Raw genomic sequence first — 25152 nt, 5'->3', positions numbered from 1 at the left:
GCGACGACCCCTTCCGGCACGCCTCGCCCGACCGGCCCCCCCCCCGGGGCCCCCCCCCCGGGGGCGCACGGTCCCGGCCATCAGCAGGGCGGAGGCCGCCGTCAGGATGGCCGCCTCGGTCCACTGGAAGCGCCAGAACCGCTCCGGCGGGTGGTAGCTGACTGCGTAGGTGTAGCCCTGGGTGAACAGGCAGGCGTGCCACGCCTCGGTCCTCCTGCCGTCGAAGGGGCGCTCGCATCCCGTGGGGGCGTCGACGGCCCGCCCCGAAGGGTCGATCCAGCCGGCGTCCACGAGGCGGGCGTCGGGGTCGTCGAGCACGACGGCGTCCGTGAGCACGGCCCGCTCCGGCACGGCGTAGTGGTCGCTGAGCCCGAACAGCGCGACCATGGTGACCGCCACCCCCGCCACCACCAGCGCCATCGCCGGGAGGGTGCGCCGCAGCAGCGCCCCGGCGCAGGCGCCGAGCGCGAACGCGTACAACCACCACGCGGCGGGAGCCACCCCGGTCATGTTGAACACCCCGATGTTGCCGAACCCGGAGTCGATCCCCTCACGGAACACCGGCCGCCACAGGCCCACCATGAGCGACAGCAGCAGCCCGCCGGCCACCACCGCGCCGCCCAGCAGGCCGAGCTTGACCGCGAGCCAGCGCCGCACCGGGATCCCCTGCGTCCAGGCGAGCCGGTGGGTGCCGCGCTCGTACTCCCTGCCGAGCAGCGGCGCCCCCCAGAACGCGCCGATCAGCGCGGGCAGCACCAGCGGCATCCAGCCGAACAGCGTGTAGACGGCGTCGTAGCGCTCCCCCAGCCCGACCGCCACCTCCACCGACGCGCAGAAGTCGGAGCCCCCAGGGCAGTGGCCAGGGAGGTAGCGGGACACGAAGCTCCGGGCCTCGGTCGCGGAGCTGAGCAGCAGCAGCCCGAGCACGACGAGGAAGCCGGCGGTGACCAGGAGCTGCGCCCGGTGCTGGCGCCAGGTGACCCAGATCATCGCTCCACCGCCACGGGGCCGGGCAGCGCCGAGGTCGCCGGGCTGCGCAGGTAGCCCATGACCAGCTCGTCCAGGGTCGGCCGGCGGGCGCTCCAGCGCGGGTCCGGCGCGCGCTCGCCGCGGACGAGCAGCGTGGCGTGCCTGCCGGTCACGGAGGCGGAGACCGCGTCCAGGCCCTCAGCGTCCCCGGCCGGGCCGGAAAGCACGAGATGCCCGGCGAGCAGGTCGTCGATGTCGCCGCTGACCTGCAGCCTGCCGCCGTTGAGCAGGACCAGCCAGTCGCAGGTCTCCTCCAGATCGGCGACCACGTGCGACGACAGCAGCACGGTCAGCCCGCGCGCGGCCACCTCGCCCATGAGCGTGCGCATCACGTCGTGCCGGGCCAGCGGGTCGAGATTGGCCAGCGGCTCGTCCAGCACCAGCAGGTCGGGCATCCTGGCCAGCGCCAGGGTGAGGGCGAGCTGCGCCTGCTGCCCGCCGGACAGCCGGCCGGCCCTGGCGCCGAGGGGGACGCCCAGCGCGTCCAGCCGGTCCCGCGCGCCCTCGCCGTCCCACCGGAGGTTCGTCCGCCGCCCGAACTCCAGCGTCTCGGCGACGGTGAACGACTCGTACAGCGGCTTGTCCTGGGCCACGAAGGCGACGCTCCCCCGTACCGTCACGCTCCCCCGCTCCGGGGCGAGCAGGCCGACGGCGGCGAGCATGAGCGTGGACTTGCCGGCCCCGTTGGGGCCGACCAGCGCGGCGACCCGGCCGGCGGGCACGGCGAGCGAGCAGTCGCGCAGCGCCCAGCGGCGCCGCCGCCGCATGCCCAGCCCCGTCACCTCGAGGATCGGCGCGTTCATGCCGCGCCCTCCCGCCCGGCGCCCTCCCGCTGGCCGTCGGACAGCGCGGTGTCGGACAGCACGGCGGCGAACAGCGCCCGCAGGTCCTCCTGGTCCAGCCCGGCGTCCCTGGCCTCGCGCACCCAGGCTGCCAGCCCGCGCCGCAGCCGCGCGTGCTCGGCGAGGCCGGCCCCGCCCACGCCGCGCTCCACGAACGTGCCCAGGCCGGGCCGGCCCGTCACCAGCCCTTCGCGTTCCAGCTCGCGGTAGGCCTTGAGCACGGTGTTGGGGTTGATCGCCAGCTTCTCGACGACCTCGCGCGCGGTGGGAAGCTGGTCGCCGGGACGCAGCGTGCCCAGCCGCAGCGCCTGCTTGACCTGGTGCACGAGCTGAAGGTACGTCGCCACTCCGGACCCGCGGTCCAACTGGAACTCCACATAGCACCCTTTCACTAATGAAGTAGTGAAAGAGTGGTGGAAAGGCGGCGCCCTGTCAACCGAACGGCGTCTTCGGGCGCTCCTGGAGCACCCCGTCCACGTAGGTGTCGACCTTCTCGTCGTAGAAGGCGATCAGCCCGGCGACGCGCCCGCTCTCCGGCAGCGGGGTGGGGTACGACCAGGCCAGGTCCGGCTCGCCGTTGACCGACCAGTACTCGGCGGTGCCCTTGTACGGGCAGCGGGTCACCGTGCCGGTGTGCTCCAGCAGGTCCAGCCGGACGTCCGTCTTGGGCAGGTAGTAGCGGGGCGGCAGGCCGGTCTCGAACAGGATGCGGGCGTGCCGCGAGTCCGCCACCGTCACGCCGCCCACCTCGACCCGGACGTGGCGGGAGCTGGGCAGGATGTCGACGCGGGTGTACGGGCTGCGCGCGTGCACGTACACCTGCTCGTCCTCCTCGAACCAGGCGTCCATGGCGTCCCAGGCGAAGCGGACGTGCCCCCTGATCGCCTCCAGCGGCGAGTCCGGGAAGGTGAGGGCGGCGCCGGCCGCCTCCTTGCCGCCCGCCGCCACGGTGTGCACCAGGCCGTCACCCCGGCTCGGCGAGCGCTCGACGGCGCCCGTGGGCTTGAGCTCGGCCGTGACGTCCTCCAGCGGGAGGTAGTACGTCGGGTAGTACGGGATCTCCCACACCAGCAGGGCGCGGGTGGTGTCGGCGGCGGGATGCCCGCCCAGATAGGTCCTGACACGTTTGGCCGAGCCCTCGACGCGGACCCGGCCACGGCTCACGGCGTCCATACCCCGGCAACCCCGGCGCGCGCGGAGCTTATTCCGCTGTCAGTCCACGCCGAAGGCCGTCAGCGTCGCCCACGTGACGAGCGCCCCCACGGCCGCGCCCACCGCCACCTGGGCAGGGGTGTGGTGCGTCAGCCGGACCCTGGCCCAGCAGACCAGCGCCACCACCGCCGCCCCGGCCGACAGGACCGGCGCGGCGGGCAGCACGTACGCCAGCACCACGACCGTGCCGGCGCACACCGCGGCGTGGAAGGAGATCTTCCATCGGAGGGTGACCGGGACGGTCACCGCCAGCGCGGCGAGCATCGCGGTCACGACGGCCATCAGCAGCAGGGGCGCGCCCAGCCAGGCCAGCAGCACCAGCGCGCCCAGCACCCCGGCCACGGCGGCGAGCAGCGGCCCCGGCCGGCGGGCGCGGTCCACGATGTGGTGGGAGTCGAGGCGGCCGGAGCGCACTCCGGCGGCGATCACCGCGGCGGGGACGCCGCCGCACAGCGCCGAGGCCACCAGCCCCCACGCGGCCCCCGCCCAGCCCTGGGCGAGCAGGCCGATGGCCGGCGGCATGGCGATCACCAGCACCTGCGGGGCCAGCAGGTCGGTGACCCCGCGCGCGAGCCGATCGGCCGTCAGGTCCACGAAGGTCACGCGACCACGCCCCGCCGCCCCGGCGCCCTAACCCTTGCCGGCCGCGTTGACGATGCGGGTGGTGGAGCGGTCGGGGATGGCCTCCATCTCCCAGCAGTCGGCCCCCAGCAACGCCGCGGCGGCGCGGCGGCCGCCCGCGTGCGGGTCGCCCGCGGTGTGGGCGAGCGCGCCCGGCCGCATCGGCGCCAGCAGGTCGATGTAGTCCTCGGGCCCGTGCGCCTCGGGCGGGCCGGTGACGATGAACACGCCGGTCACCGCGCGCAGCGCGGCCAGCACCTCGGCCCGCTCCGCCGCCGGGTTGAACGGCCGCGACGGGCCCTTCCATGCCCGTACGCGCGGGTCGTCCTCGACGCCGACGACCAGCGGCAGCCCGCGGGCCGCCACCGCGCCGAGATAGCGCACGTGGCCCACGTGCAGGATGTCGAAAACGCCGGTCACGACCGATGCCCCCGGGTGGTCGTACCGCTGCACCCAGACGGCCTCCAGGCTGCTCACGCAGGCACTCCTCCTAGTCGACTCGTCGATCGCAGCGTACAAGGTCCGGAGCGGCTTCCCGACAGGCGAGGCGCGGAAAGGCGATTCCTACCTTTTCGCGATAACCCGTGAGCGCGGGTTCGCGCGTCGAACAACGTCGCCGAAACAGGGGGTCAGCGTGGCAGGACCGGACGTTCAGCAGCCCGAGCAGGACCTCGAGGTCCGCTTCCCCGGAGACCCGGCGGCGGTCGCGCGGGCCAGAAGCCTGGTCGCCGACACGCTCGGCCGCGACCACCCGCTGCACGACGACTGCGCGCTGCTGACCAGCGAGCTGGCCACCAACGCGGTCCTGCACACCCGCTCGGGCGCCGGCGGCACGTTCACGGTCCGGCTGCGCGCGAGCGGCGACGCCGGCCAGGGGGCGACGGTGCTGGTGTCGGTGGAGGACGCGGGCTCGGACGGCCCGCCGTGCGCGTGCGGCGCCGACCTGCGGTCCACGGGCGGGCGCGGGCTGCCGATGCTGGAGGCGCTCAGCCACCGCTGGGGCTACACCCGCGGCGACGGGACGACGACGGTCTGGTTCGAGCTGCTGCTCGTGACGGTCCCGGCCGGCTGGACCGCCGAACGGGTCTAGGCGCGGACAGGGCCGGTCAGACGTCGAGCCGGCACAGGCCCTCCGCCAGCGCCTTGGTGGTCAGCCGGGTGCGGCTGTCGCAGGCCAGCTTGGCGAAGATGTGCTCCAGGTGCGTGGTGACGGTGCGGACGCTGAGCACGAGCGCGGCGGCGATCTGCGGGTTGGAGTCGCCCGCCGCCACCCGGGTGAGCACGTCGATCTCGCGCCCGGTCAGCTCGTACGGGAGCGAGCAGGGCCGCTCGGCCACCACCGCGCCCTGCACCGAGCCCTGGTAGCCGACGCCGGCGCGCAGCAGCCGGGTCTCGCGCCACTGCCCGCGCCGGTCGAGCCAGAGGCCGTGGCGGCCGAGCTCACGCGAGTCGATGAAGGCGCGCGCGTACGCGGCCATCGCCCGTTCGGTGCGCAGCGCTTCGGAGACCGGCCGGCCGGGCACCTCGCGCAGGGTGCCGGCCCGGTCGAAGGCGACCGCGCTGAACCCGGGCGGCAGCCCCACCGGGTCGATCACGCACCGGGTGAGGTCGGTGACGTGCGCCAGCATCGGGCTGACGGCCGTCACCAGCGGAGCGGTCCGCGCGGGGAACGCGCCGCGGGTGGCCAGGTGGAGCAGGCCGGTGTAGCGCCCCTCGGCCAGGAACAGCGGCGCCGTCAGCCCTGCCCGCCACCCGTAGGGTTCCAGGTGGCGGCGGAAGTAGCGCTCGGTGCCCGGCTGCGGCATCGCCACCGGCCGGCGGGTGGCGACCGCCCTGCGGTAGGCCTCCAGCGCGGTGTACTCCTCCGCGGCGTCGCCGTCGAGGCGCCCGTGGCCGTCGGAGGCGACACTGCGGTGGCGGCCCGTGGCGGGGTCGTAGGCGACGAACTCGTAGGCGTCGACCGGCACCAGCTCGCGCAGCGCGGCCATCGCGCCGTGGGCGCTGTGGGCCTCGCGCGGGCCGTGGCCACCGGCTCCGGCGGCCACCTGGTAGCCGACCTCGGCGAACGCACTCAGCTGGCGGACGTTCAAGGTGATCTCGGCCACGGTTCTTTATACCACCGAGATCTTTTCCGCGGGCGGTGTCCGGAGTCAGGCTGTATCGTCGGACCCATGCAGCGCGCTCTCGTCACGACGACGCCGGACCTCGTCCCGGCGCGCTGATTCCTGCTCCCGGGCGAATGCCCGGGAAGATCGGTCGTTCGCCCTTTCCACGCAAAGGACGATCATGAATGACCACCGCAGGCTCGGCCGTGAGCTGGGCGTCTTCGACACCGACCCGCTGATCGGCTCCGGGCTGCCCTTCTGGCTGCCGGCGGGCGCCGCCGTCCGCAAGGCCGTCGAGGACTACGTGTACGAGCTGGAGCGCCGCGCCGGTTACCAGCACGTCAACTCGCCCGTGCTGGGCAAACGCGAGCTGTACGAGCGGTCCGGGCACTGGGCGCACTACGCCGAGGACATGTTCCCGCCGATGCGGGTGGGCGGGGAGGAGTTCGTGCTGCGGCCGAGCCTGTGCCCGCACCACGCGCTCGTCTACCGCTCCCGGCAGCGCGGGGCCCGTGACCTGCCGCTGCGGCTGGCGGAGCTGGGCGGCATGTACCGCTCGGAGCTGTCGGGCGTGCTCGGCGGGCTGAGCCGGGTACGGGCCATCCAGCTCAACGACGGGCACGTGTTCTGCCGGCCCGAGCAGGCGTCCGGCGAGGTGTCGGCCGCGCTCGACCTGATCGAGGCGGCGCACGCCCAGCTGGGCGTCGGGGCGGCCCGCTACCGGCTGTCGCTGCGCGGCGAGGGCGCCAAGTTCGTCGACGACGCGCGGATGTGGGACCGCGCGGAGGCGATCCTGCGGGAGGTGCTCGTACGGCGCGGGCGCGCCTTCGACGAGGAGCGCGGCGAAGGCGCCTTCTACGGCCCGAAGATCGACATCCAGATCGCGGACCCGGCGGGGCGTGAGGCGACCCTGTCGACCGTGCAGGTGGACTACTTCCAGCCGGAGCGCTTCGACCTGCGCCACGACGGCGGCGACCGGCCGGTGATGGTGCACCGCAGCGTGGTGGGCGGCCTGGAGCGGCTGGTCGCGCACCTGATCGAGGTGCACGGCGGCGCGTTCCCCGCCTGGATGGCGCCGGTGCAGGCGGTGGTGCTGCCGCTGTCGGACGCCGAGGTGCCCGCCGCCCGGGACGTGGTACGGCGCTGCGTGGCGGAGGGGATGCGGGCCGAGCTGGTCGAACCCTCCCGGGGCACCCTCGGCGCCCGCATCAGGGCCAACCGGTTCGTTCCGTACCAGCTCGTGGTCGGGCCGCGCGAGGCGGCCGGCGGCGGGGCGGCGGTACGGCTGCGGGACGGGAGCCAGGCCGGGCCGGTGCCGGTGCCGGAATTGGCGGCCGGATGCCGCCCGCGATTTTCCTGAGCCGACGTACATCAAAGGAGTGTTAAGGAGTCTTCCCTCCGCGATGAACGGCTCGTAAATTGCCCACGAACGCCCCCGTGGCGCCCCCGTGGGAGGAGCCGTTTTGACGGAACTGAGCGACCGCGAGGCCGCGCTGGTCGCGGCCGGCGAACAAGAACGCCCCGCCCGGCGGCTCGCCGGCCCGTTACGGGCCGGCGTGTGGATGATCGGCGGGCTGCTGTCGGCCTACTCGATCGCCGTCGTGTTCTGGCCGGTCGAGGCGCTGCAGCACCGGATGACCTTCCTCGCGGTGGCGCTGCCGCTGGTCTTCCTCTGCTACCGGTCGGGGCTGGGGCCGCCGCTGCGCAGGCTCCTCTCGCGTCTCACCCGTCCTGACGGGCCGCCCGCGGGGGCGGAGGCGCATCCGGACGCCAAGGCGCTCGCCCTCGGCGACGCCCCGACGCTGGAGGTCTCCGCTCCCTCGGTGCTGCCGGACGCGCCCACGCTGCGCGAGTTCCCGGCGCACAAGGGAGCGAACGCGGACACGGTGGTCATCGGCGACCCGCCCGGCCCGGCGGGGGCGCCGACGGTGGAGATGACCCCTGAGGCGCAGCCCGCCGGGGTCCAGGTCGCCGGGGAGGCGGGCGGAGCGGCGGCCGAAGGGGGCGGAGCGGTCGGGGTGGATGAGGCCGGGCGGGCGAAGGGTGAGTGGCCGACGGTCGCCGACTGGCTGCTGGCGCTGGCGTCGCTGGCGGTGCTGCTGTACCCGCTGGCGGACATCGAGGCGTTCCGCGACCGCGGGTCGGGGGCCGCGCTGTCGGAGCTGGACGTGATCGCGGGCCTCGGGCTGACGCTGCTCCTGCTGGAGGCGGTGCGCCGCACGGTCGGCTCGGTCCTCTCCATCATTTGCGCCATTTTCCTTCTGTATGCCTATTTCGGGTCATATTTGCCCATTGACTGGACGATCGGCCACCGAGGTTTCGATCTCGACCAGATCGTGTCCCAGCTCTATACGGGCACCGAAGGCTTTTTCGGCGTACCCCTCCAGGTCGCCGCGACCTACATCATCCTGTTCACCATTTACGGCGCGGTGCTCGATTTCTCCGGCGCCAGCAAGTTCTTCATCGACCTGAGCTTCGCCGCCTTCCGCAAGTCCCGCTCCGCCCCCGGCCGCACCGTCACCACCGCGGGCTTCCTGCTGGGCACCGTGTCCGGCTCGGGCGTGGCGACCACCGTGAGCCTGGGCAGCGTGGCCTGGCCGGTGCTGCGCCGCGCGGGCTACCCGCGAGAGCCCGCCGGCGGCATCCTGGCCGCCGGCGGCATCGGCGCCATCCTGTCGCCGCCCACGCTCGGCGCGGCGGCGTTCATCATCGCCGAGGTGATGCGCGTCAGCTACCTGCAGGTGCTGATCTACGCGACCGTCCCCACGATCCTCTACTACCTGGGCATCTTCCTGGCGATCGAGATCGACTCGCGCCGGTTCAGGACCCAGGCGGTGCGGGTGGACGCGCCCGGGATCGGCAGGCTCCTGCTGCGCTTCGGCTACCACTTCAGCTCGCTCGTGCTCATCGTGGTGCTGATGGCGCTGGACCGCTCGGCGTTCCAGGCGGTGGTGATCGCGACCGTGATCGCGTTCGCCCTGTCGTTCCTGGACCCGGCCCACCGGATGGGCCCCAAGCGGGTCGGCCAGGCGCTGGCCAAGGGCACGCTGGAGGTGCTCCCGGTGACCGCGGTGTGCGCGGCGGCGGGCATCATCGTCGGCGTCATCACGCAGACCGGGCTCGGCCTCAACCTGAGCTCGATCATCGTGGACCTGGCCGCGGGCAACCTGATCCTCACCACCGTCCTGGCGGCCCTGGCCGTCATGCTGCTGGGCCTGGCCGTGCCGGTGACCGCCAGCTTCATCATCGCGGCGGTGATCATCGCGCCGGCCCTGATGGCCCTCGGCGTGGCGCAGGCCGAGGCTTACATGTTCATCTTCTACTACGCGGTGCTGTCCGAGGTGAGCCCGCCGACGGCGCTGTCCGCGGTCGCGGCCGCCGCCATCACCGGCGGCAACACGTACCGGACGATGATGATGACCTGGCGCTACACGCTGCCGGCCTTCCTCGTGCCGTTCGCGTTCGTGCTCACGCCGAACGGCCAGGCGCTGCTCGGGCAGGGCCCGTTCGGCCTGGTGCTGCTCATGACGGCGGTCTCCGCCGTCGCGGTGGCCGCGCTGGCCGTCGCCACCGGCGGCCTGGCCGGCACTCCCGAGCGGCTGCTGGCGGCGGTGGCCGCGGTGTTGCTGCTGTTCCTCGAACCCGTCCCGATCGTCGCGGGCCTGTCGGTGCTGGCCGTCGCGGCGGTGGTTCACCTCATCCGAAGAAGGAGCGTCCCAGCGTGAAGCGGATACTTGCGGTGCTCGCCGTGGCCGGCCTGATCGCGGGCTGCGGCGGCGGCTCGGGCGGCGGCTCGGGCAACCGGCTGTCGATCGCCACCGGCGGCACCACCGGCGTCTACTACGTCTACGGCGGCGGCCTGGCCAAGCAGCTGTCGGCCAACATCGCCAACACCCAGGCCACCGCCTCGGTCACCTCGGCCTCGATCGAGAACATCAAGCTGCTGGCCACCGGCAAGGCCGACATCGGCTTCTCCCAGACCGACACGGCGGCCGACGCGGTGAACGGCACCGGCTCCTTCACCGAGAAGCAGCCGGTCAAGGCGCTGGCCAGGATCTACGACAACTACTCGCACGTCGTGGTCGCCCCCGGCGTCAAGGCCGACAAGGTGGCCGACCTGAAGGGCAAGACGGTCTCGCTCGGCCCGCCGAACTCCGGCACGCAGGTGGTGGCCAGGCGCATGCTGGAGGCGGCCGGGCTCAATCCCGACACCGACATCAGCAAGCAGCAGCTGTCGATCAACGAGTCGGTGCAGGCGGTCAAGGACGGCACCGTCGACGCCTTCTTCTGGGTCGGCGGCCTGCCGACCGCGGGCGTGGTGGACCTGGCCACGAGCAAGCCCGACATGAAGATCCTCGACACCTCCGACGTGCTGGCGGAGATGCAGCGCGAGTACGGCGAGCAGTACGTCGGGCTCGACATCGCCATGGACGTCTACAAGCTCGACGGCAAGGTGCGGACGGTCGGCATCGCCAACGTGCTGCTGGTGCCCGACTCCATGGACGAGCAGCTCGCCTACGACATCACCCGGACGCTGTTCGAGAAGAAGCAGGAGCTGATCGCGGTGCATCCGGAGGCGGAGAACCTGGACCCGGAGCTCGCCCAGCAGGTCCAGCCGGTCTCCCTGCACGCGGGCGCGGCCCGTTACTTCCAGGAGAAGAGCTGATCAGATTAGCCCTCTCCCTGTTCGCGGTGCTGGCGCTCGGTTCCGGTTGCGGAGCCGGGCGCCCGGCCGTCAACGGGCTGGTGCTGCCCCCTTCCGGCGCGTTCGCGCTCGCGTACGTCCATTCGATCTACCGGGCGCCCTCGGCGGAGCTGTTCACCGCCGAGGGCGGCCGGCTCACCATGCGGGCCGTGGTCTCGGCGGGCGGCGGCGTGCTCGACTACTACGCGCTGGAGGGGACGCGGTCCCGCACCCCTGAGGGGGCGTGGCTGCTGCGGCTGGACACTCCCGTCTCGTACGGGGAACTGCCGCTGATCGCCACCCCGATCGGGCGCAGGACGCTCATCGCCGGCGGGCGCTGCCTGCCGCTGTACCCGCGCGACGGCGACCCGGAGCCGGCCCGCGAGGTCACGGTCCGGGCCGGCCTGACGCTGGAGGACCGCGGTGAGCCCTGCCCGCCGCCCTACAACCAGTCGTTCTTCCTGAACACCGCGTACAGCGTCACCGAGGTGGCGGCCACCAGCACCAGCGACGCCCAGAACCCCCACGCCTCGCCGGAGCCGGGGAAGGGCACGTTCTGGCCGTAGAAGCCGGTGATGGCGGTGGGCACCGCGATGATGGCCGCCCAGCCGGTGAGCCGCTTCATGATCTGGTTGAGCCGGAACCCCTGCTGGGCCAGGCGCGTCTCGCGCAGGTTGGCCAGCAGGTCGCGCAGCGACTCCAGCAGCTCGGCGGTGCGCAGCACGTGGTCGTACACGTCCTGGTAGTAGGGCGCCATGTCCGAGCCGTGCAGGGCGCCCCGGTCGCGGTGGAGCAGGGTGCCGATGAGCTCGCGCATCGGCATCGCGATCTTCCGGAAGCGGGTGGCGACCTTGCGCAGCTCGTACATCCTGCGCTGCACCAGCTTGGCGTCCGAGGGCCGCTCCTCGAACAGCGCCTCCTCCAGGTCCTCGGCCCGGGCGTCCAGGTCGAGCACGAGGTCCAGCTGGCCGTCGACCACCCAGTCGAGCAGGCCGTGCAGCAGGAACAGCACCCCGTTCGAGGCCAGGTGCGGCGCGCCGTCCCAGCGCCGGACCACCTCGTCCAGGTCCAGACCAGGATCCGTCCGTATGGTCACCAGGGCGGTCTCGGTGACGAAGACGTCGATCTCGGCGGGGACGAACCGGCCGCCGTCGAAACGCACGGCGTACACCGTGATGAACAGGTGGTTGTCGTAAATGTCGATCTTGGGGCGCTGGTGATCGCTGAGCACGTCCTCGACGGCCAGCTCGTGCAGCCCCAGCGCGTCGCCGAGCGCCGCCAGCTCCGCGGGCGCCGGCCGGACCAGGTCGGCCCAGACCGTGGTGCGCCGGTCGGCCAGGTGGTCGGAGATCTCGGCCAAGGGGAAGTTCTCCTTCTCCAGCCGGCCGTCCCGGTACAGACGTGTACGCATCTAGATCAGTGTGGCGAACCGCTCGGCGTTCCGCACCGCCGCGCCGCCGGGGTCGTTGTTGAAGTACACGTACGCGTCGCGCCAGCCCGCCTCGCGCACCCGCCCGGCCCAGGTCCTCAGCGCCGCGTCCCCGTACGAGGGGCCGGGGGCGGCCCGTCCCTCGTGCAGCCGCACGTATCCCCAGGGCGCGGTCCGCCAGAACGGGTTCTGCGGCCGGTTGCGACGGTCGGCCCAGCACAGCGCGGCCTGCCGGGCCTCCAGGATCTCCCGGGTCCCGGCGGTCCACCAGGAGTCGTGCCGGAACTCCACGGCCACCCGGACCTCGGCGGGAAAGCAGCCCAGGCAGCGCTCCAGCCTGCCGTGGTCGGCCCTGAGCGTGGGCGGGAGCTGCAGAAGGACCGGGCCGAGCGAGCCGCCCAGTCCCGCCGCCGCCGCCATCAGCCTGGCCACGGGCTCCTCCGGCTCGTCCAGCCGCCTGATGTGGGTGAGGTAACGGCTGGCCTTGACCGCCATCACGAAGCCGTCGGGGGTCCGCTCGCTCCACCCGGCGAACGTCTCACGCTTCGGCAGCCGGTAGAACGCGTTGTTGCTCTCGACCGTGGCGAACGTCTCCGCGTACGTCTCCAGCCAGAGCCGCTGCGGCACCCCCTCGGGATAGAGCACGCCGCGCCAGTCCGCGTACTGCCATCCCGAGGTCCCCACCAGCATCGCCATGCCGATGGCCTACCCGCCCCACGGGGGTGCAGTACTGTCGCACTCGCCGACCGGAGGAGGAGGCCTGATCGGGGATGGGCGCCAATCACGCGCACGGTCACGCGCATGATGGAGGGCGTGGTCGCGGGCAGGACGCCGCCGTGCCCGCGTCGCGGCGGGCCGTCGTGGCCACGCTGGCCGTTCTGCTGCCGCTGGCGGTCGCCACGCTGGCGGCGCTGGTGTGGCTGTGGCCGGAGGGACGGCTGGAGCCGGCCCAGCAGCAGGCCGGGTTCCAGCGGCTGGGCGGCACGATCACCGCGATCGCGCTGGAGCCCTGCGGGGAGACCGAGCCCGGCGCGCCCAAGCCGCACCCGGCGACCTGCGGCCAGGCCACCGTCACCGTCGCCGAGGGACGCGACGAGGGCGGCCAGGTCACCGTCCCGCTGCCGAGCGGGCCGGGCTCCCAGCGCTTCGCCGCTGGCGACGACGTGGTGCTGCTGCACAACCCGCAGGCCGAGGAGGGCATGCCCGCCTACCAGTTGTCCGACCACGACCGGTCGGCGCCGCTGCTGCTGCTCGGGGCGGCGTTCGCGCTGGCGGTGATCGCCTTCGGGCGGTGGCGGGGCGTCACCGCGCTCGTGGGGCTGGCGATCACGTTCGTGCTGCTGCTGACGTTCGTCATCCCCGGCATCCTGGCGGGCGAGCCGCCGATGCTGGTCGCGATCGTGGGCGCCTCGGCCATCATGCTGTCGGTGCTGTTCCTGACGCACGGGTTCACGCTGGCGACCTCGATGGCGGTGCTCGGCACGCTGGCCAGCCTCGCCGTGACCGGCGCGCTCTCGTACGCGGTCATCGGGATCGCCAAGCTGAGCGGGATCACCGACGACAGCTCCTTCACCCTCGACATGAGCCTGTCCATCGACACCCAAGGGCTGCTCCTGGCCAGCATCATGATCGGCGCGCTGGGGGTGCTCGACGACGTGACGGTCACCCAGTCGGTGACCGTGTCCGAGCTGGCGGCGGCCAACCCCTCCTACGGGTTCCGCCGCCTCTACCGGGCGGGCAGCCGGATCGGGCGGGCGCACATCGCCTCGGTCATCAACACGATCATCCTGGCCTACGCGGGGGCGTCGCTGCCGTTGCTGCTGCTGTTCAGCATCGGCGAGCAGCCGCTGGGCGAGGTGCTGACCACGCCGGTCATCGCCCAGGAGGTGGCCCGCAGCGTGGTGGGCACGCTGGGTCTCATCTCCGCCGTGCCGATCACCACGGCCCTGGCCGCGCTCGTCACCTCCCGCCACGCGCCCCCGGCCGCCGCCGTCCCGGCCCCCGCGCCCGCCCCCGCCCCCGGCGAGCCCACGCCACGAACCTCCGGCGACTCCTTCTTCGCGGACACCCGCACCACGCCCTCCCCGCGATCCTCACCGGCCAGCCCGTACAGTGACCGGCGATCCTCTCAGGACGGCCCGTACGCCGACCGGCCGGTCCCCCGGCGCGCCCGCCACCGCCGCGACGCCGGCACCCCTCCGTAACCCCGGGCCGGACCCCAGGCACGCGCCTTCACGAGCGCTCCCGCGGCCACGGCCGAGCCCGCACGCTTCCGTGACCCGCGGCCCCGGCCGAGCCCGGCGGGTGGGCCTCAGGTGATCTCGGCGCTGCCGTCGACGCGGAGTTTGCGGCGGGCGCGCTCGTAGAACGTGGTGCCGAGCCGGACCACCTTGGCCGCGCCCGGGCAGGCCGTCACCGTGACGCGGTCGCCGGGACCGACGTGCCCCACCACCGCGCCGTCCAGCTCGACGGCCAGCCGCCCGCTGGCCGGCAGCAGCTCCAGCGTGACCTCCTCGTCGGCGGGCAGCACCAGCGCCCGGTTGAACGCCGAATGAGCCGCCGCCGGCACCACGAGCACCGCCTCCACCCGCGGCGAGACCACGGGGCCGCCGGCCGAGAAGCTGTAGGCGGTGGACCCGGTGGAGGTGGCCACGATCACCGCGTCGGCCGCGTAGTTGACGAACGGGTGACCGGCCGGCGTTACCGTCACCGCCGCCAGCCCTTCGCCGGGGGTGCGCACCAGCGCGATGTCGTTGAACGCCGTCAGCTCCTCGCGTCCACGGAGGCAGGTCCGCACGGCCATCCGCGGCTCCACGGTGTGGCGGTGCTGGTCGATCGCCGACAGCGCCCCCGCGAGCTCGGCCACGTCGATCTCGGCGAGGAACCCCAGCCGCCCCAGGTTCACGCCGAGCACCGGCGTCTCCCGGCCGGCGATCAGCCGCATCGTGCGCAGCATGGTGCCGTCACCGCCCAGGCTCACCAGCAGGTCGGCCCGCTCCACCAGGCTCTCGGCGTCCACCGCGACCGCGCTGCAGTCGATCCGTCCCACCTCGTCGGGCAGCCCGAGCACCGTGACGTCGTGGGCGGCAGCCCAGCCGAGGATGGTGTCGATCGCCTCCTTGGAGTCGCGCTGCGGGTGTAGCACCAGCCCGACCGTCCCCACCATGCCCATGCGGACACTCTAAGGTCCCCTGGCCGGGGCGCCTCCTCGCGGTTCCCGGCCGGGGTCCCGGTCCGGCGGCGAAAAAGGTGGCGTGGAGGGGTCCGTGGCGCATGGTAATGTTTTCCCCGCGGAGCCGAGTGAACAGCTCGGGGAGCAACGGGACGTAGCGCAGCTTGGTAGCGCACCTGACTGGGGGTCAGGGGGTCGCAGGTTCAAATCCTGTCGTCCCGACACGATATTTCACCCGATCATCGTCACGATGGTCGGGTTTCTGTCGGAGGTGGCCACATGGGGCGCAGGCCGACCGTCGACCGGGCCGAGCTGGCCGAGCTGGTCGCCCGAGGGCTGACCGTTCAGGAGCTGGCCACCCATTTCGGGGTCACCGAGTCCGGGGTGCTGCAGGCCAAGCGGGCCGCCGGGCTGGCCAAGCCGATGCTCGACCACAGCCGGGCGCTGCCGTGGAAGCTGGCGCGCGCCCACGCCCAGTCGGGGCCGGCCACCAACCTGCGCAACCTGTCCGCGGCGGCGCAGGGCAGGCCGCCCGCGCCCGAGCGGCTCAACACCGCCCTGCGGTGGGCGGCGCGGCTGACCGACGCCGGGCTCGACGTCGCCTACGACCCGGCGACCGGCTTCGTGGAGATCCCTGCCGCCCCTGACGGCTCCCACGTCGCAACCGTCCTCGACGCCGCGAAAAAGGCGCTCGAAGAGCGCTGACGCAGCGTTTCACGGGTGTTTCACGGGGAAGTGCGCGGTCTCAAGAAGAGAGACCGGAGGCGAACAATATGGACACCTTGATCTGGGTGGCCGTCGTCGTGGTCGCGATCGTGGCGGTCGCCGCGGTGGCTTACGTGGTCGTGCAGCAGCAGCGCCGCAGCCGGCTGCGCAGCCGTTTCGGCCCCGAGTACGAGCGGACGGTGGCCGAGCACGAGAGCAAGCGCGAGGCGGAGCAGGAGCTGATCGCCCGCGAACAGCGCCATGCCGAACTGGACATCAAGCCCCTTTCCGAAGAGTCCCGCGACGCCTACGCCAACCGGTGGGCCATCGTGCAGGAGCGCTTCGTGGACGCGCCCGGGTCCGCCGTGACGGAGGCCGACCAGCTGGTGACCGAGGTCATGGCCGAGCGCGGCTACCCGACCGAGGACTTCCACCAGCGGATCGCCGACCTGTCGGTGGGCCACGCCGAGACGCTGACCCACTACCGGAAGGCGCACGACATCAGCGAGCGCGCGGGCCGCGACGAGGCCACGACCGAGGAGCTGCGCCAGGCCATGGTGCACTACCGCGAGCTGTTCGAGGACCTGCTGCACGAGAAGACCCGAGGACGGTGACGCATGACCCGCGACGAGTTCAACGTGCCGCCGCAGCGTACTGACCAGCAGGTCAGGGACGACAACGACAGCGAGCACACCGACCACGACACGGTCCACGGCACCCACCGGGACCCGTACGGCAGGAACGACGAGGACGTGCTGGTGGCGTCCACGACCTCCTCCCCCGGCGACACCGGCCCTCATCCGGCGCCCGCCGACCCCTACGACGACGACCGTCACGACCTGCGCGACGGAACCCGTCACGATTCCGACGACACACGTGACCTCCACGACACGGGCGACCCCCAGCACACTGGCGACCCCCGCGACGACCTGAACGACTCCGGTGACGTGCGGACGGACGCGGACCTCCGCGACGACCGGGACCTGCGCCACGACCCCGACGACACGCGGACCCGCACGGACGGCCTGCAAGACCCGGACAACGACCTGCACAACGACCTGCACAACGACGTGCACAATGACGTGCACAATGACGTGCACAACGATCTCGACAAGGACGGGCACAACGACGCGGACAACCGGCGCACCGGGGATCTCGTCACGGACGCCGGCGCGAACGACGTGCGCCACGACCCGCACGACCCGCACGACCCGCACGACCCGGACGCCCCGCGTGACGACGCGGACGACCTGCGGCCGGGCATGGTGACGGAGGTCGAGCCGGTGACCGGCTCCGCCTCCGGGACCGGCCTGCCCGCCGGGGAGACCCCGGCGCACGCCGCTCCCCCGGCCTTCACCCTGTTCGACCAGGACCCGGCCGAGGTGCAGTCGCGCTGGCGCGACGTGCAGGCCTCGTTCGTGGACGACCCGGCCGAGGCGGTGCAGCGCGCCGACGGTCTCGTGGGCGAGATCGTCGACTCCGTGACGAACGCGCTGAACTCCCGTACGAGCGAGCTGCGCGAGGGCTGGAAGGGCGACGGCGGCGACGACACCGAGCGGCTCCGTCAGGCGCTGCGCGAGTACCGGGGCGTGCTGGAGGGACTGCTCACCCTCTCGGGCTCCGGAAGCACGTCGAGCCTGAGTCCCGCGTCCGGCCTGACCCCCGCGTCCGGCCTGGGCGGGGGCACGGCCGGCACTCACCAGGCGCCGCACCAGAACGTGGCGTCCGTTCAGCACGAGACGAAGTAGGAGGATGACATGCTCGCGATAGTGTCGGCGATCGTCTTCGGGTTGGGTTTCCTCCTGGACCTGCTGGACGCGCGCATCGCCGGGAACATCTCCGGCACCACCTTCATGCTGCTGGGGCTGACGCTCCTGGCCCTCCACCAGGCCGGGATCGGCACTGCCAGCGTGAAGAGCTACGGGGGCGGCGGCTGGCGCGGCCGTACCCGGCGCTGACGGTTCAGGAAGAGCGGCCGCGCGCGGCGTACTCGAACTCCCTGCGGGGATCGCTGAGTGCGCCGAGCGCGGCCGTTTCACGTGGGAAGAACAGGGCCAGCGTCCAGTCGACGAGCACCCGCACCTTCCTGTTGAAGGTCGGGATCCTGGACAGGTGGTAGGTGCGGTGCACGAACCAGGCGAGCGGCCCGCGCAGCTTGCGGCCGTAGATCTGGGCGACGCCCTTGTGCAGGCCGAGGCTCGCGACCGAGCCGGCGTAGGCGTGCCGGTACGGGACGCGGGGGCGGCCGCGGAGTGTGGCGACGACGTTGCCGGCGAGGACCTTGGCCTGGCGGACGGCGTGCTGGGCGTTGGGCGCGCAGAACTCGCCGGGGCGGGTGAGGTCCGGCACGGCGGCGCTGTCGCCGGCGCAGAAGACGTCCTCGTGGCCTTCGACGGTGAGTTCGGCGGTGGCCTTGACGCGGCCCTTCTCGTCGAGGGGCAGGTCGCCGGAGCCGACGACGGGGTGGGGTTTGACCCCGGCGGTCCAGACGAGGGTGGCGGTGTCGAAGGAGGTGCCGTCGTCGAGTTCGACGTGGCCGTTCTCGGCGGAGTTCAGGCGGGTGCCGAGGCGGACGTCGATGCCGCGGGCGCGTAGCTGCTCCAGGGTCCATCGGCCCATCTCGGGGCCGACCTCGGGCAGGATCCGGCCGGTGGCCTCGATGAGGTACCACGACATGTCGGAGCGCTCGATGGACGGGAAGTAGCGGCAGGCGTACGTGGCCATGTCCTCCAGCTCGGCGATCGCCTCGACACCGGCGTAGCCCGCGCCGACGAAGGCGAAGGTGAGCGCCCGGCGGCGGGTCGCCTGGTCGTCGGTGGAGGCGGCCAGGTCGAGCTGGGCCAGCACCTGGTTGCGCAGGTGGATGGCCTCCTCGACGGTCTTGAACCCGATGCCGCACTCGGCCAGGCCGGGGATGGGCAGGGTGCGGGAGATGGAGCCGACCGCCACCACGAGCAGGTCGTAGCCGATCCGGCGCGCCTCCCCCGGGCGGGGCTCGAAGTCCACGGTGCGGGAGGCGGTGTCGATCCTGGTGACCCAGCCGTTGATGACGCGGCAGCGCCGCAGCACCCGGCGCAGGGGGACGATCACGTGGCGGGGTTCGAGGTTGCCGGCGGCGGCCTCGGGGAGGAACGGCTGGTAGGTCATGTACGAGTCGGCGTCGATGACCGTGATGAGAGCTTCGTCACGGCGCAGCGCGCGTTGCAGCCGCAGGGCTGTGTACATGCCGACGTAGCCGCCGCCGACGATGAGGATGCGTGTGGTCATACATCAGCTTTGCCCGGGAATCTCATGATCACGGTGCTTCCGTCGCCTCCGACGCGAAGCGTGAGGTCGGACGCCAGGAGGCGGGCCACCCACAGTCCCATGCCGCCCACCGATCCGGGCTGCGGGCCCGGCTTCCAGGTGCCGCCGTCGTGCACCTCGATCACGATCTCCCCCGAGTCGGACCATAGCCGTACGCGCGCGGCGTCGTCACCGTGGGTGACCGCGTTGGTGGCCACCTCGTTGACGGCGATGACGAAGTCGTCGACGGCCTCCTTGCGCATGCCCAGCTCCAGCGCCCCGCACGCCGCGAACTCCCGGACCCGAGGCAGGTCCGGGAGCCGGAAATGCAGCCTCCGCACGCGCGCGCCGGGTGGCGGGCCCCCCGAGCCCGCCCGAGGATCGATCTCCTCTGTCATCACCCGGCGATCCCCCTCAACCGACCATGAGCTCTGCGCGCAACTGGTCGAGCACCTTGCGGAGGATCCGGGACACGTGCATCTGCGAGATGCCGAACTCGGCGGCGATCTCGGCCTGCGTCATGTTGCCGAAGAACCGCAGCAGCAGGATGTGCTTCTCCCGCGAGGGCAGCGCGTCGATGAGCGGCTTGACGGCCTCGCGGTCGACCATGGTGCTGAGCGTGTCGTCGTCCTCCGGGATGACGTCGCCGAGAGAGGCGGCGTCGTCGTCGGTGCCGAGCGGCGCGTCCAGCGAGAGCGTGCTGTAGGCGGCGGAGGCGTCGAGCGTGAGCAGGACGTCCTCCTCCGAGATGTTCATCTTCGCGGCCAGCTCGGCGACGGTCGGCGAGCGGCCGAGGTCCTGGCTGAGGTCGGCGACGAGCCGGTTCAGCTCCGAGCGGCGTTCCTGGTAGAGGCGGGGCACCCGGATGGCCCAGGTGCGGTCGCGGAAGTGGCGCTTGACCTCGCCCGTCATGGTGACGACGGCGTAGCCGCGGAAGGCGTGGCCGAGCGTGGGGTCGAAGCCGTTGATCGCCTTCATGAGCCCGACGTACGCCGCCTGGAGCAGGTCCTCCAGCGGCTCACCGCGGTAGCGGTAGCGGCGGGCGATCTCCATGGCCAGTGGCCGGTGCATCTCCACGATGCGCTCGCGGAGCCGTTCCCTGAGACTGTCGGGGGTGCCCTCCCTGACCATCTCGGCCAGGAGCTCTTCGGCGGTCATCTCTTCGAGGACGAGTTCCTGCACAGCCATCGCTGCTCCTCATATGGGGTAGCAGGCGGCCTCTACAGGGTAAAAAGCCCATGCAGAGGCACGCCTCGCTCAACGTTCGAGACGAAAGCCCTCTGCTGGACTTCGGACACCAGTATCCCCCACATACGAAGAAGTATTCCTCTCTTCTTGAGTAACAGTAAGGTTGCCCCGTGACTGTGCCCGAGAACGGCGAAGGGTCCACGGCGGCCCTGAGCTTGACGTCGTCCACCGTTGACGAGATTGCCGTGATCAAGGTCGACGGTGTGCTCGACGCCACCACGCGCGAGCAATTCGCGGACTACCTCTCCCTGGCCGGTCCGAATCTGATCCTCGATCTGGCCGGGGTGACGTTCATGGACTCGCGCGCGCTGGGGCTGATCGTCCATCACTGGCAGACCAGCCTCAGCTCCGGAACGAAGTTCGCGCTCATCGGTGTCGAGTACGCCAAGTCCAAGGTGATGTGGATCACCGGGCTGGCGCAGCGGCTGCCGATCTACGACACGCTCGACGACGCGCTGGCGGCCATGGGCTAGCGACGGCGGTTCTTGCGTTGGTGCTCCTCGACCAGAAGCCGGGCCAGATCGGCGACCTTCACCTGATGGTGCTGGGAGATCCTGCGCAGCTCCTCGAAGGCGGCCTCGGCCGTGCAGCCGCTGGTCTGCATGATGATGCCCTTGGCCTGGTCGATGAGGGCGCGGCCGGCCAGCGCCTCCTGGAGCTGGGCCGCGTCGGTGCGGACCTCGTCGAAGTCCCACATGTTGGCCATGGCGACGCCCACCTGCTCGGTCAGCATCTCGGCCAGCGACTGCGCCCCTTGCGGGGAGAACGCCTCGGGGCGCACCGAGTAGAGGCCGACGATCAGCAGCGCGGGCGGCACCTTGATGGGCACGGCGAGCACCGAGCGCACGCCGCAGCGGGTGGCCAGGGCGGCGTAGCGGGGCCAGCGGGTGTCGGTGAGCACGTCGGCGACGGCGACCCGGGCCTCCGTATTCCTGGCCTCGGCGGAGGGCCCCTCACCGATCTCACGCTCCCCCTCGACCAGGGTGATCAGCTCGCTGTGCGAGCCGGAGGTGAGGACGCGCCGGTCGCGCCAGTGTTCGGCCGAACCACCGGAGCAACCGGGAACGCCGGCCGCGAGCGCGGTGGTCAGGCCCCGGAGTACGGTCTCGGTGGAGGTGGCCTCTCCCAGCCTGCCCAGCGACGCGAGGTCGCGGGCGAGCCCGGGAGTGATCATCGCGGTGGATTCCATAACAGCAAGCATCTACCCCTTATGGCCACCATTATCCCGGGTGGCGTAGCGTCGGAGGGTGACCATGCCGGACCTCGAACACGCCCTGGACGCGCTGACAGGGCGCGTCTCATCGTTGCGTGAGGCCAGGGCAGCTTATCCCTCGGACCTCGCGCCCACGCTCGACGCCGCCCTGGCGGAGCTCGACACCGCCGTCGAGCTGCTGGCCGAGGCGCGTGAGCAGCTCAGCAAGGGTCCCAGACGGCAGTCCGGCAAGAAGGACGGCTCCCAGCGCGAGCTGAAGCTGCTGCGGCAGGTGTTCCGGGCCTTCCCGGTGCCGGTGATCGTCCTCGACGGCGGCGGCATGGTCAGGCGGATCAACCCCGAGACCTCCCGGCTGCTGGGCAGCCCCGACGGCTATCTGGTGGGCCGGTCCTTCCCGCTGCTGGTGGACGTCTCACGGCGGGCCGCGTTCCGGTCCCACCTGACCGCGGTGCTGAGCACCGGCCAGCCGGCGGCGTTCGAGACCAGGCTGGCCCACCAGGGGCGGGCGCACGTCGTCCAGCTCGCCATGGCGCGGCTGACGATGCCGGGCGAGCCGCAGCAGATGGTGGCGCTGGTGGCGCTGCCGATCGAGGTGCAGCTGCCCGAGCCGGGCCGGCGGCGCCCCGAGGAGACCGACGGCACCGCGCTGCTGGAGGCGGCCAGGCGCCAGGACCTGCTGGCCAGGATGGCCGCGCTGCTGCTGGACGAGGAGGCGCTGCGCCAGCCGGTGGCGCTGCCGCGCGCCACCCGCCTGCTGGCGGCCGAGTGGTCCGACTGGGTGGTGGCCGACCTCGTGCGCGACGGCCTGCCGCGGCGCTCGGTCGTCATGGGTCCCAAGAACCAGCCGGTGAGCGAGGTGGTCCGGCAGGTGGAGTCGAGCGACCCGGCCGGCGCCCAGGTGGTCGCCCAGGTCCTGGAGCGCGGCTCCGGCGTGGTGCACGAGATGGTCGACGACGAGTCGCTGCTCGGGTTCTGCGCCGACGGGCCGGTGCTGACGGTCATGGGCGCGGGCTCGCTGCTGTGCGTGCCGATCGGCCGCGGCGACGGGGTGCTGACGCTGGTGCGCACGCATGACCGCCCGCCGTTCACGCTGGCCGACCTGAGCGTCATGCAGGAGGTCGGGCTGCAGCTCGGCATGGCCGTACGGGCGCAGCACAGCTTCCGCAGCCGCTCGCGCGCGGCCGACGCGCTGACGGCCAGCGTGGTCCCGCGCAGCCTGCCCGACGTGCCCGGCTACGAGGCCGCGGCCGTCTACCACCCGGGCGCGTCGGTCGGCGCGGAGTTCTACGACGTGTTCCCGCTTCCCGGCGGCTGGGGGTTCGCGCTCGGCGGCGCGGCGGGCAAGGGCGAGGAGGCCGCCTCGGTCAGCGCCATGGTGCGTGGCGGGCTGCGGGTGCTGAGCGTCTGGGAACGCGAACCGGACCCGGTGGTGCGCAAGGTGAACGAGGCGCTGGTCAAGCAGGGCACCGGCCTGTTCGTCATGGCCGTGGCCGGGTTCGTCTCCGGTCGCAGGATCCGCATGTCGTCGGCCGGCCATCACCCGGCCGCGCTGGTGCAGCCCGACGGCTACGTGCGGTTCACGGCGGGCGGCGGGGTGCCGCTGGGCATCGCGGCCGAGGCCGAGACCTGCACCGAGGAGATCACGCTCGGCGTGGGCGAGACGATGGTGCTCTACTCCGAGGGCCTCATCTCGTCGAGGAACGAGCGGGGCGAGCCGTACGGGGAGGATCGGCTGGCCGACGTGCTGAGCAGATGCGCTGGTCAGGCGCCGTCCGCCATGGTCAAGGCCATCGAGGCCGACCGCAACGCCTTCTCCGGCGGGCAGGTGTGGGACGAGATCGTGGTGCTGGCGCTCCGCGGAATCTGACAGGCATGGGTTTGCGAACTTCGGGAATACGGGTATTGTCGGCGTAGACACAGTCGTGCCTAAGACGCAGGCACACCTTGAGAGCTTTTTTCACGCTGAGGTGTGCCATGAATATCGCGATCGTCGCCTCCGGTTCCGGCAGCAAGCGCCACCACATTCTCTCTGTGGCCCGTGAGCTCGGGCGTGACCACCACGTCACGATCTACTCCCGCCGTAACAGCTCCGAGGGCAAGCCCAAGACGCGGGTGGCCCCGGGGGTCACGGTGGAGCACATCGACGTGGGTCCGGCTCGTGACCTGAGCGCGAACGAAGTGGCGCCGTACCTGAACGACGTCGGCGAGTACCTGATGAAGCGGTGGCGGCAGGACCGCCCCGATGTCATCCACGCCCACTCGTGGACCGGTGGCCTGGCCGCCGTCGCGGGGGCGAAGGACCTGGACGTTCCGGTGGCGCACTCCTTCCACACCGTGGACCCCGCGCGGGTGACCCTGGAGCGGGCTCTCGGCCGCCGGGCCAGGGCCGTCATCGCCGGCTCGGGTGACGAGGAGTCGGCGCTGATCCGGATCGGCGTGCCGCGCAACCACATCGCCGTGGTGCCGTACGGGGTGGACACCGAGCGCTTCCACCGCCAGGGGGTGACCGCCTCCCGTGGCACCACCAAGCGGCTGGTGCACGTGGGCCCGCTCACCCCGGAGCGCGGCGCCCAGACGATCGTGCGCTCCCTGCAGGGCCTGCCCGACGTGGAGCTGGTGCTGGCCGGCGGCCCCGACCCCGAGCAGCTCGACGACGACCTGGACGCGCGGCGCCTGCGCGCCCTGGCCGAGCAGCTCGGCGTGGCCTCCCGGGTGACGATCCTCGGCCAGGTCAAGCGGGCCGCGGTGCCCAAGCTCATGCGCAGCGCCGACGCGGTCGTGACGGTGCCGCGCGAGGCCCCCACCGGCATCGTGGCGCTGGAGGCCATGGCCTGCGGCGTCCCGGTGATCGCCTCCTCCGTCGGCGCCCACCTCGACTCCGTCATCGACGGCGTCACCGGCCTGCTGGTGCCGCCGGACCGCCCCTCGCGCACCGCCAGGCTGGCCCGCGAGCTGCTGACCGACCCCACCCTGCGCACCGCACTCGGCTACGCCGGCGCCGACCGCGCCCGCTCCCGCTACTCCTGGGAGCGCGTCAGCCAGGAGCTGGTCCGCGTGTACGAGGCCGCCTGCGCCTAGGCTTCCCCGGCCGACCCTCGTCAGGGCCCGCCACCGAGGAGACCGTCAAGGTCCTCCGGCCGGTGGCGGGCCTTCGCACGTGTGCCGGGAACGGTCAGCGCAGCCGGGCCGCCTTCAGGCCGAGGTGGACGGTGAGCCGGTCGTCGCCGTCGGACAGGTCGCGGCCGGTGAGCCGTCCGGCCTTGCTCAGCCGGTAGTAGAGCGTCTGCCGGTGGATGCCCAGCTCGGCGGCGGCCTTCTGGGCGTGGCCGCCGAGATCGAGGTAGACCTCCACGGTGCGGGCCAGCTCCGGGTCGAGCGCCGCCACCGTCTCGGCCAGCTCGCGCAGGTCGTCGCCGCCGAGCCGGGCCAGCAGCCGGTGCGCGCCCAGCTCCGCCCAGCGGGCGATCGGCGCGTGGCGGGGGAAGCTCTCGGCCACGCGCAGCGCCTGGCGCGCCTCCCGCCAGCTCAGCCAGGCGTCCGCCGGGTCCTCCCGGGGGTCGCCGATGCCCGCCGCGGTCCCGTACGCGGCCTGGACGGTCCGGGCGAC

The 25152-nt window shown here is 72.6% G+C and carries 27 protein-coding genes and 1 tRNA gene; 13 read left to right on the top strand and 15 right to left on the bottom strand.

Features of this window, described 5'->3' with window-relative positions:
• The 6 genes from OUY22_RS23495 to OUY22_RS23470 all read right to left on the bottom strand — a co-directional run.
• On the bottom strand, positions 1–990 hold a 990-nt coding region (locus OUY22_RS23495), incomplete at its 3' end, for an ABC-2 transporter permease (protein ID WP_270157262.1).
• Entirely contained in the window at positions 987–1832 is an 846-nt protein-coding gene (locus tag OUY22_RS23490; protein WP_270157261.1) for an ATP-binding cassette domain-containing protein, read from the bottom strand. The genes OUY22_RS23490 and OUY22_RS23495, both read right to left, overlap by 4 nt.
• Positions 1829–2248 (bottom strand): GntR family transcriptional regulator, encoded by a 420-nt coding sequence (locus tag OUY22_RS23485; RefSeq protein ID WP_270157260.1) that lies wholly within the window; start codon positions 2246–2248, stop codon positions 1829–1831. Before OUY22_RS23485 ends, OUY22_RS23490 begins: the two co-directional genes overlap by 4 nt.
• Positions 2249–2303: 55 nt before the next feature.
• Entirely contained in the window at positions 2304–3044 is a 741-nt protein-coding gene (locus tag OUY22_RS23480) for a DUF427 domain-containing protein (protein ID WP_270157259.1), read from the bottom strand.
• 39 nt (positions 3045–3083) lie between these two features.
• Positions 3084–3686 carry a phosphatase PAP2 family protein gene (locus tag OUY22_RS23475; protein ID WP_270157258.1) on the bottom strand — a complete coding sequence of 201 codons (603 nt, stop codon included), beginning with the start codon at positions 3684–3686 and terminating at the stop codon, positions 3084–3086.
• A 27-nt stretch (positions 3687–3713) separates the two neighbouring features.
• Entirely contained in the window at positions 3714–4181 is a 468-nt protein-coding gene (locus OUY22_RS23470; protein WP_270157257.1) for an adenylyltransferase/cytidyltransferase family protein, read from the bottom strand.
• Positions 4182–4338: 157 nt separating this feature from the next.
• Between OUY22_RS23470 and OUY22_RS23465 the strand changes: the two genes are divergently transcribed.
• Positions 4339–4794 carry an ATP-binding protein gene (locus OUY22_RS23465; protein WP_270157256.1) on the top strand — a complete coding sequence of 152 codons (456 nt, stop codon included), beginning with the start codon at positions 4339–4341 and terminating at the stop codon, positions 4792–4794.
• Between the two features lie 16 nt (positions 4795–4810).
• Here the strand turns inward: OUY22_RS23465 and OUY22_RS23460 are convergent, their stop codons facing one another.
• Positions 4811–5809 (bottom strand): helix-turn-helix transcriptional regulator, encoded by a 999-nt coding sequence (locus tag OUY22_RS23460; protein WP_270157255.1) that lies wholly within the window; start codon positions 5807–5809, stop codon positions 4811–4813.
• On the opposite strand from OUY22_RS23460, the gene thrS reads away from it, so the two are divergent.
• From thrS to OUY22_RS23445, 3 genes are all read left to right on the top strand, one after another.
• On the top strand, positions 5796–7169 hold the full coding sequence (gene thrS, locus OUY22_RS23455) for a threonine--tRNA ligase (protein ID WP_270157254.1): 1374 nt from the start codon (positions 5796–5798) through the stop codon (positions 7167–7169). The genes OUY22_RS23460 and thrS overlap by 14 nt on opposite strands.
• Before the next feature lie 103 nt (positions 7170–7272).
• A complete protein-coding gene (locus OUY22_RS23450) occupies positions 7273–9534 on the top strand; it encodes a TRAP transporter permease (protein WP_270157253.1) in 2262 nt (753 codons plus the stop codon).
• Positions 9531–10475 (top strand): TAXI family TRAP transporter solute-binding subunit, encoded by a 945-nt coding sequence (locus OUY22_RS23445; RefSeq protein ID WP_270157252.1) that lies wholly within the window; start codon positions 9531–9533, stop codon positions 10473–10475. The genes OUY22_RS23450 and OUY22_RS23445 overlap by 4 nt, the downstream gene beginning before the upstream one ends.
• 460 nt (positions 10476–10935) lie before the next feature.
• On the opposite strand, the gene OUY22_RS23435 is transcribed toward OUY22_RS23445, so the two are convergent.
• A complete protein-coding gene (locus OUY22_RS23435; protein WP_270157251.1) occupies positions 10936–11904 on the bottom strand; it encodes a magnesium transporter CorA family protein in 969 nt (322 codons plus the stop codon).
• Positions 11905–12618, bottom strand: a complete 714-nt coding sequence (locus tag OUY22_RS23430; protein WP_270157250.1) for a DUF72 domain-containing protein — start codon at positions 12616–12618, stop codon at positions 11905–11907.
• Between the two features lie 140 nt (positions 12619–12758).
• Here OUY22_RS23430 and OUY22_RS23425 point away from each other — a divergent pair, with 140 nt between their 5' ends.
• Positions 12759–14126, top strand: a complete 1368-nt coding sequence (locus OUY22_RS23425) for a YibE/F family protein (RefSeq protein WP_270157249.1) — start codon at positions 12759–12761, stop codon at positions 14124–14126.
• A gap of 107 nt (positions 14127–14233) precedes the next feature.
• On the opposite strand, the gene OUY22_RS23420 is transcribed toward OUY22_RS23425, so the two are convergent.
• Positions 14234–15094 carry an NAD(+)/NADH kinase gene (locus tag OUY22_RS23420; RefSeq protein WP_270157248.1) on the bottom strand — a complete coding sequence of 287 codons (861 nt, stop codon included), beginning with the start codon at positions 15092–15094 and terminating at the stop codon, positions 14234–14236.
• Between the two features lie 148 nt (positions 15095–15242).
• On the opposite strand from OUY22_RS23420, the gene OUY22_RS23415 reads away from it, so the two are divergent.
• The 5 genes from OUY22_RS23415 to OUY22_RS23395 all read left to right on the top strand — a co-directional run bounded on the left by OUY22_RS23415 (position 15243) and on the right by OUY22_RS23395 (position 17757).
• Positions 15243–15316 (top strand) — tRNA-Pro (locus OUY22_RS23415).
• A gap of 57 nt (positions 15317–15373) precedes the next feature.
• Entirely contained in the window at positions 15374–15799 is a 426-nt protein-coding gene (locus OUY22_RS23410; protein WP_270157247.1) for a hypothetical protein, read from the top strand.
• A 68-nt stretch (positions 15800–15867) separates the two neighbouring features.
• The gene (locus OUY22_RS23405) at positions 15868–16413 is read left to right on the top strand and encodes a hypothetical protein (protein ID WP_270157246.1); all 546 of its coding nucleotides are present in this window, start codon (positions 15868–15870) and stop codon (positions 16411–16413) included.
• A gap of 3 nt (positions 16414–16416) precedes the next feature.
• Positions 16417–17547: a hypothetical protein gene (locus OUY22_RS23400; RefSeq protein WP_270157245.1), complete on the top strand. Its 1131-nt coding sequence runs from the start codon at positions 16417–16419 to the stop codon at positions 17545–17547.
• A gap of 9 nt (positions 17548–17556) precedes the next feature.
• The gene (locus OUY22_RS23395; protein WP_270157244.1) at positions 17557–17757 is read left to right on the top strand and encodes a hypothetical protein; all 201 of its coding nucleotides are present in this window, start codon (positions 17557–17559) and stop codon (positions 17755–17757) included.
• A 4-nt stretch (positions 17758–17761) separates the two neighbouring features.
• On the opposite strand, the gene OUY22_RS23390 is transcribed toward OUY22_RS23395, so the two are convergent.
• From OUY22_RS23390 to OUY22_RS23380, 3 genes are all read right to left on the bottom strand, one after another.
• Positions 17762–19066, bottom strand: a complete 1305-nt coding sequence (locus tag OUY22_RS23390; protein WP_270157243.1) for an NAD(P)/FAD-dependent oxidoreductase — start codon at positions 19064–19066, stop codon at positions 17762–17764.
• Positions 19063–19425, bottom strand: a complete 363-nt coding sequence (locus OUY22_RS23385) for an ATP-binding protein (RefSeq protein WP_270157242.1) — start codon at positions 19423–19425, stop codon at positions 19063–19065. Before OUY22_RS23385 ends, OUY22_RS23390 begins: the two co-directional genes overlap by 4 nt.
• A 73-nt stretch (positions 19426–19498) precedes the next feature.
• A complete protein-coding gene (locus OUY22_RS23380; RefSeq protein ID WP_270157241.1) occupies positions 19499–20272 on the bottom strand; it encodes a SigB/SigF/SigG family RNA polymerase sigma factor in 774 nt (257 codons plus the stop codon).
• 170 nt (positions 20273–20442) lie between these two features.
• Here OUY22_RS23380 and OUY22_RS23375 point away from each other — a divergent pair, with 170 nt between their 5' ends.
• Positions 20443–20805: an STAS domain-containing protein gene (locus OUY22_RS23375; RefSeq protein ID WP_270157240.1), complete on the top strand. Its 363-nt coding sequence runs from the start codon at positions 20443–20445 to the stop codon at positions 20803–20805.
• Here the strand turns inward: OUY22_RS23375 and OUY22_RS23370 are convergent.
• A complete protein-coding gene (locus tag OUY22_RS23370; protein ID WP_270157239.1) occupies positions 20802–21521 on the bottom strand; it encodes an ANTAR domain-containing response regulator in 720 nt (239 codons plus the stop codon). The two genes, OUY22_RS23375 and OUY22_RS23370, sit on opposite strands and share 4 nt — an antisense overlap.
• Positions 21522–21585: 64 nt before the next feature.
• On the opposite strand from OUY22_RS23370, the gene OUY22_RS23365 reads away from it, so the two are divergent.
• A complete protein-coding gene (locus tag OUY22_RS23365) occupies positions 21586–23412 on the top strand; it encodes a SpoIIE family protein phosphatase (RefSeq protein WP_270157263.1) in 1827 nt (608 codons plus the stop codon).
• Between the two features lie 107 nt (positions 23413–23519).
• Positions 23520–24623 (top strand): glycosyltransferase, encoded by a 1104-nt coding sequence (locus OUY22_RS23360; protein WP_270157238.1) that lies wholly within the window; start codon positions 23520–23522, stop codon positions 24621–24623.
• 94 nt (positions 24624–24717) lie between these two features.
• Here the strand turns inward: OUY22_RS23360 and OUY22_RS23355 are convergent.
• Positions 24718–25152 (bottom strand): PucR family transcriptional regulator (locus OUY22_RS23355; RefSeq protein ID WP_270157237.1); only part of this gene is annotated, 435 nt, incomplete at its 5' end.

This window comes from Nonomuraea corallina (genome assembly GCF_027620315.1).
Lineage (GTDB): Bacteria > Actinomycetota > Actinomycetes > Streptosporangiales > Streptosporangiaceae > Nonomuraea > Nonomuraea corallina.
The sequence above is the reverse complement of the archived record's forward strand: the minus strand, read 5'-3'. Positions and strand labels throughout refer to the sequence as shown.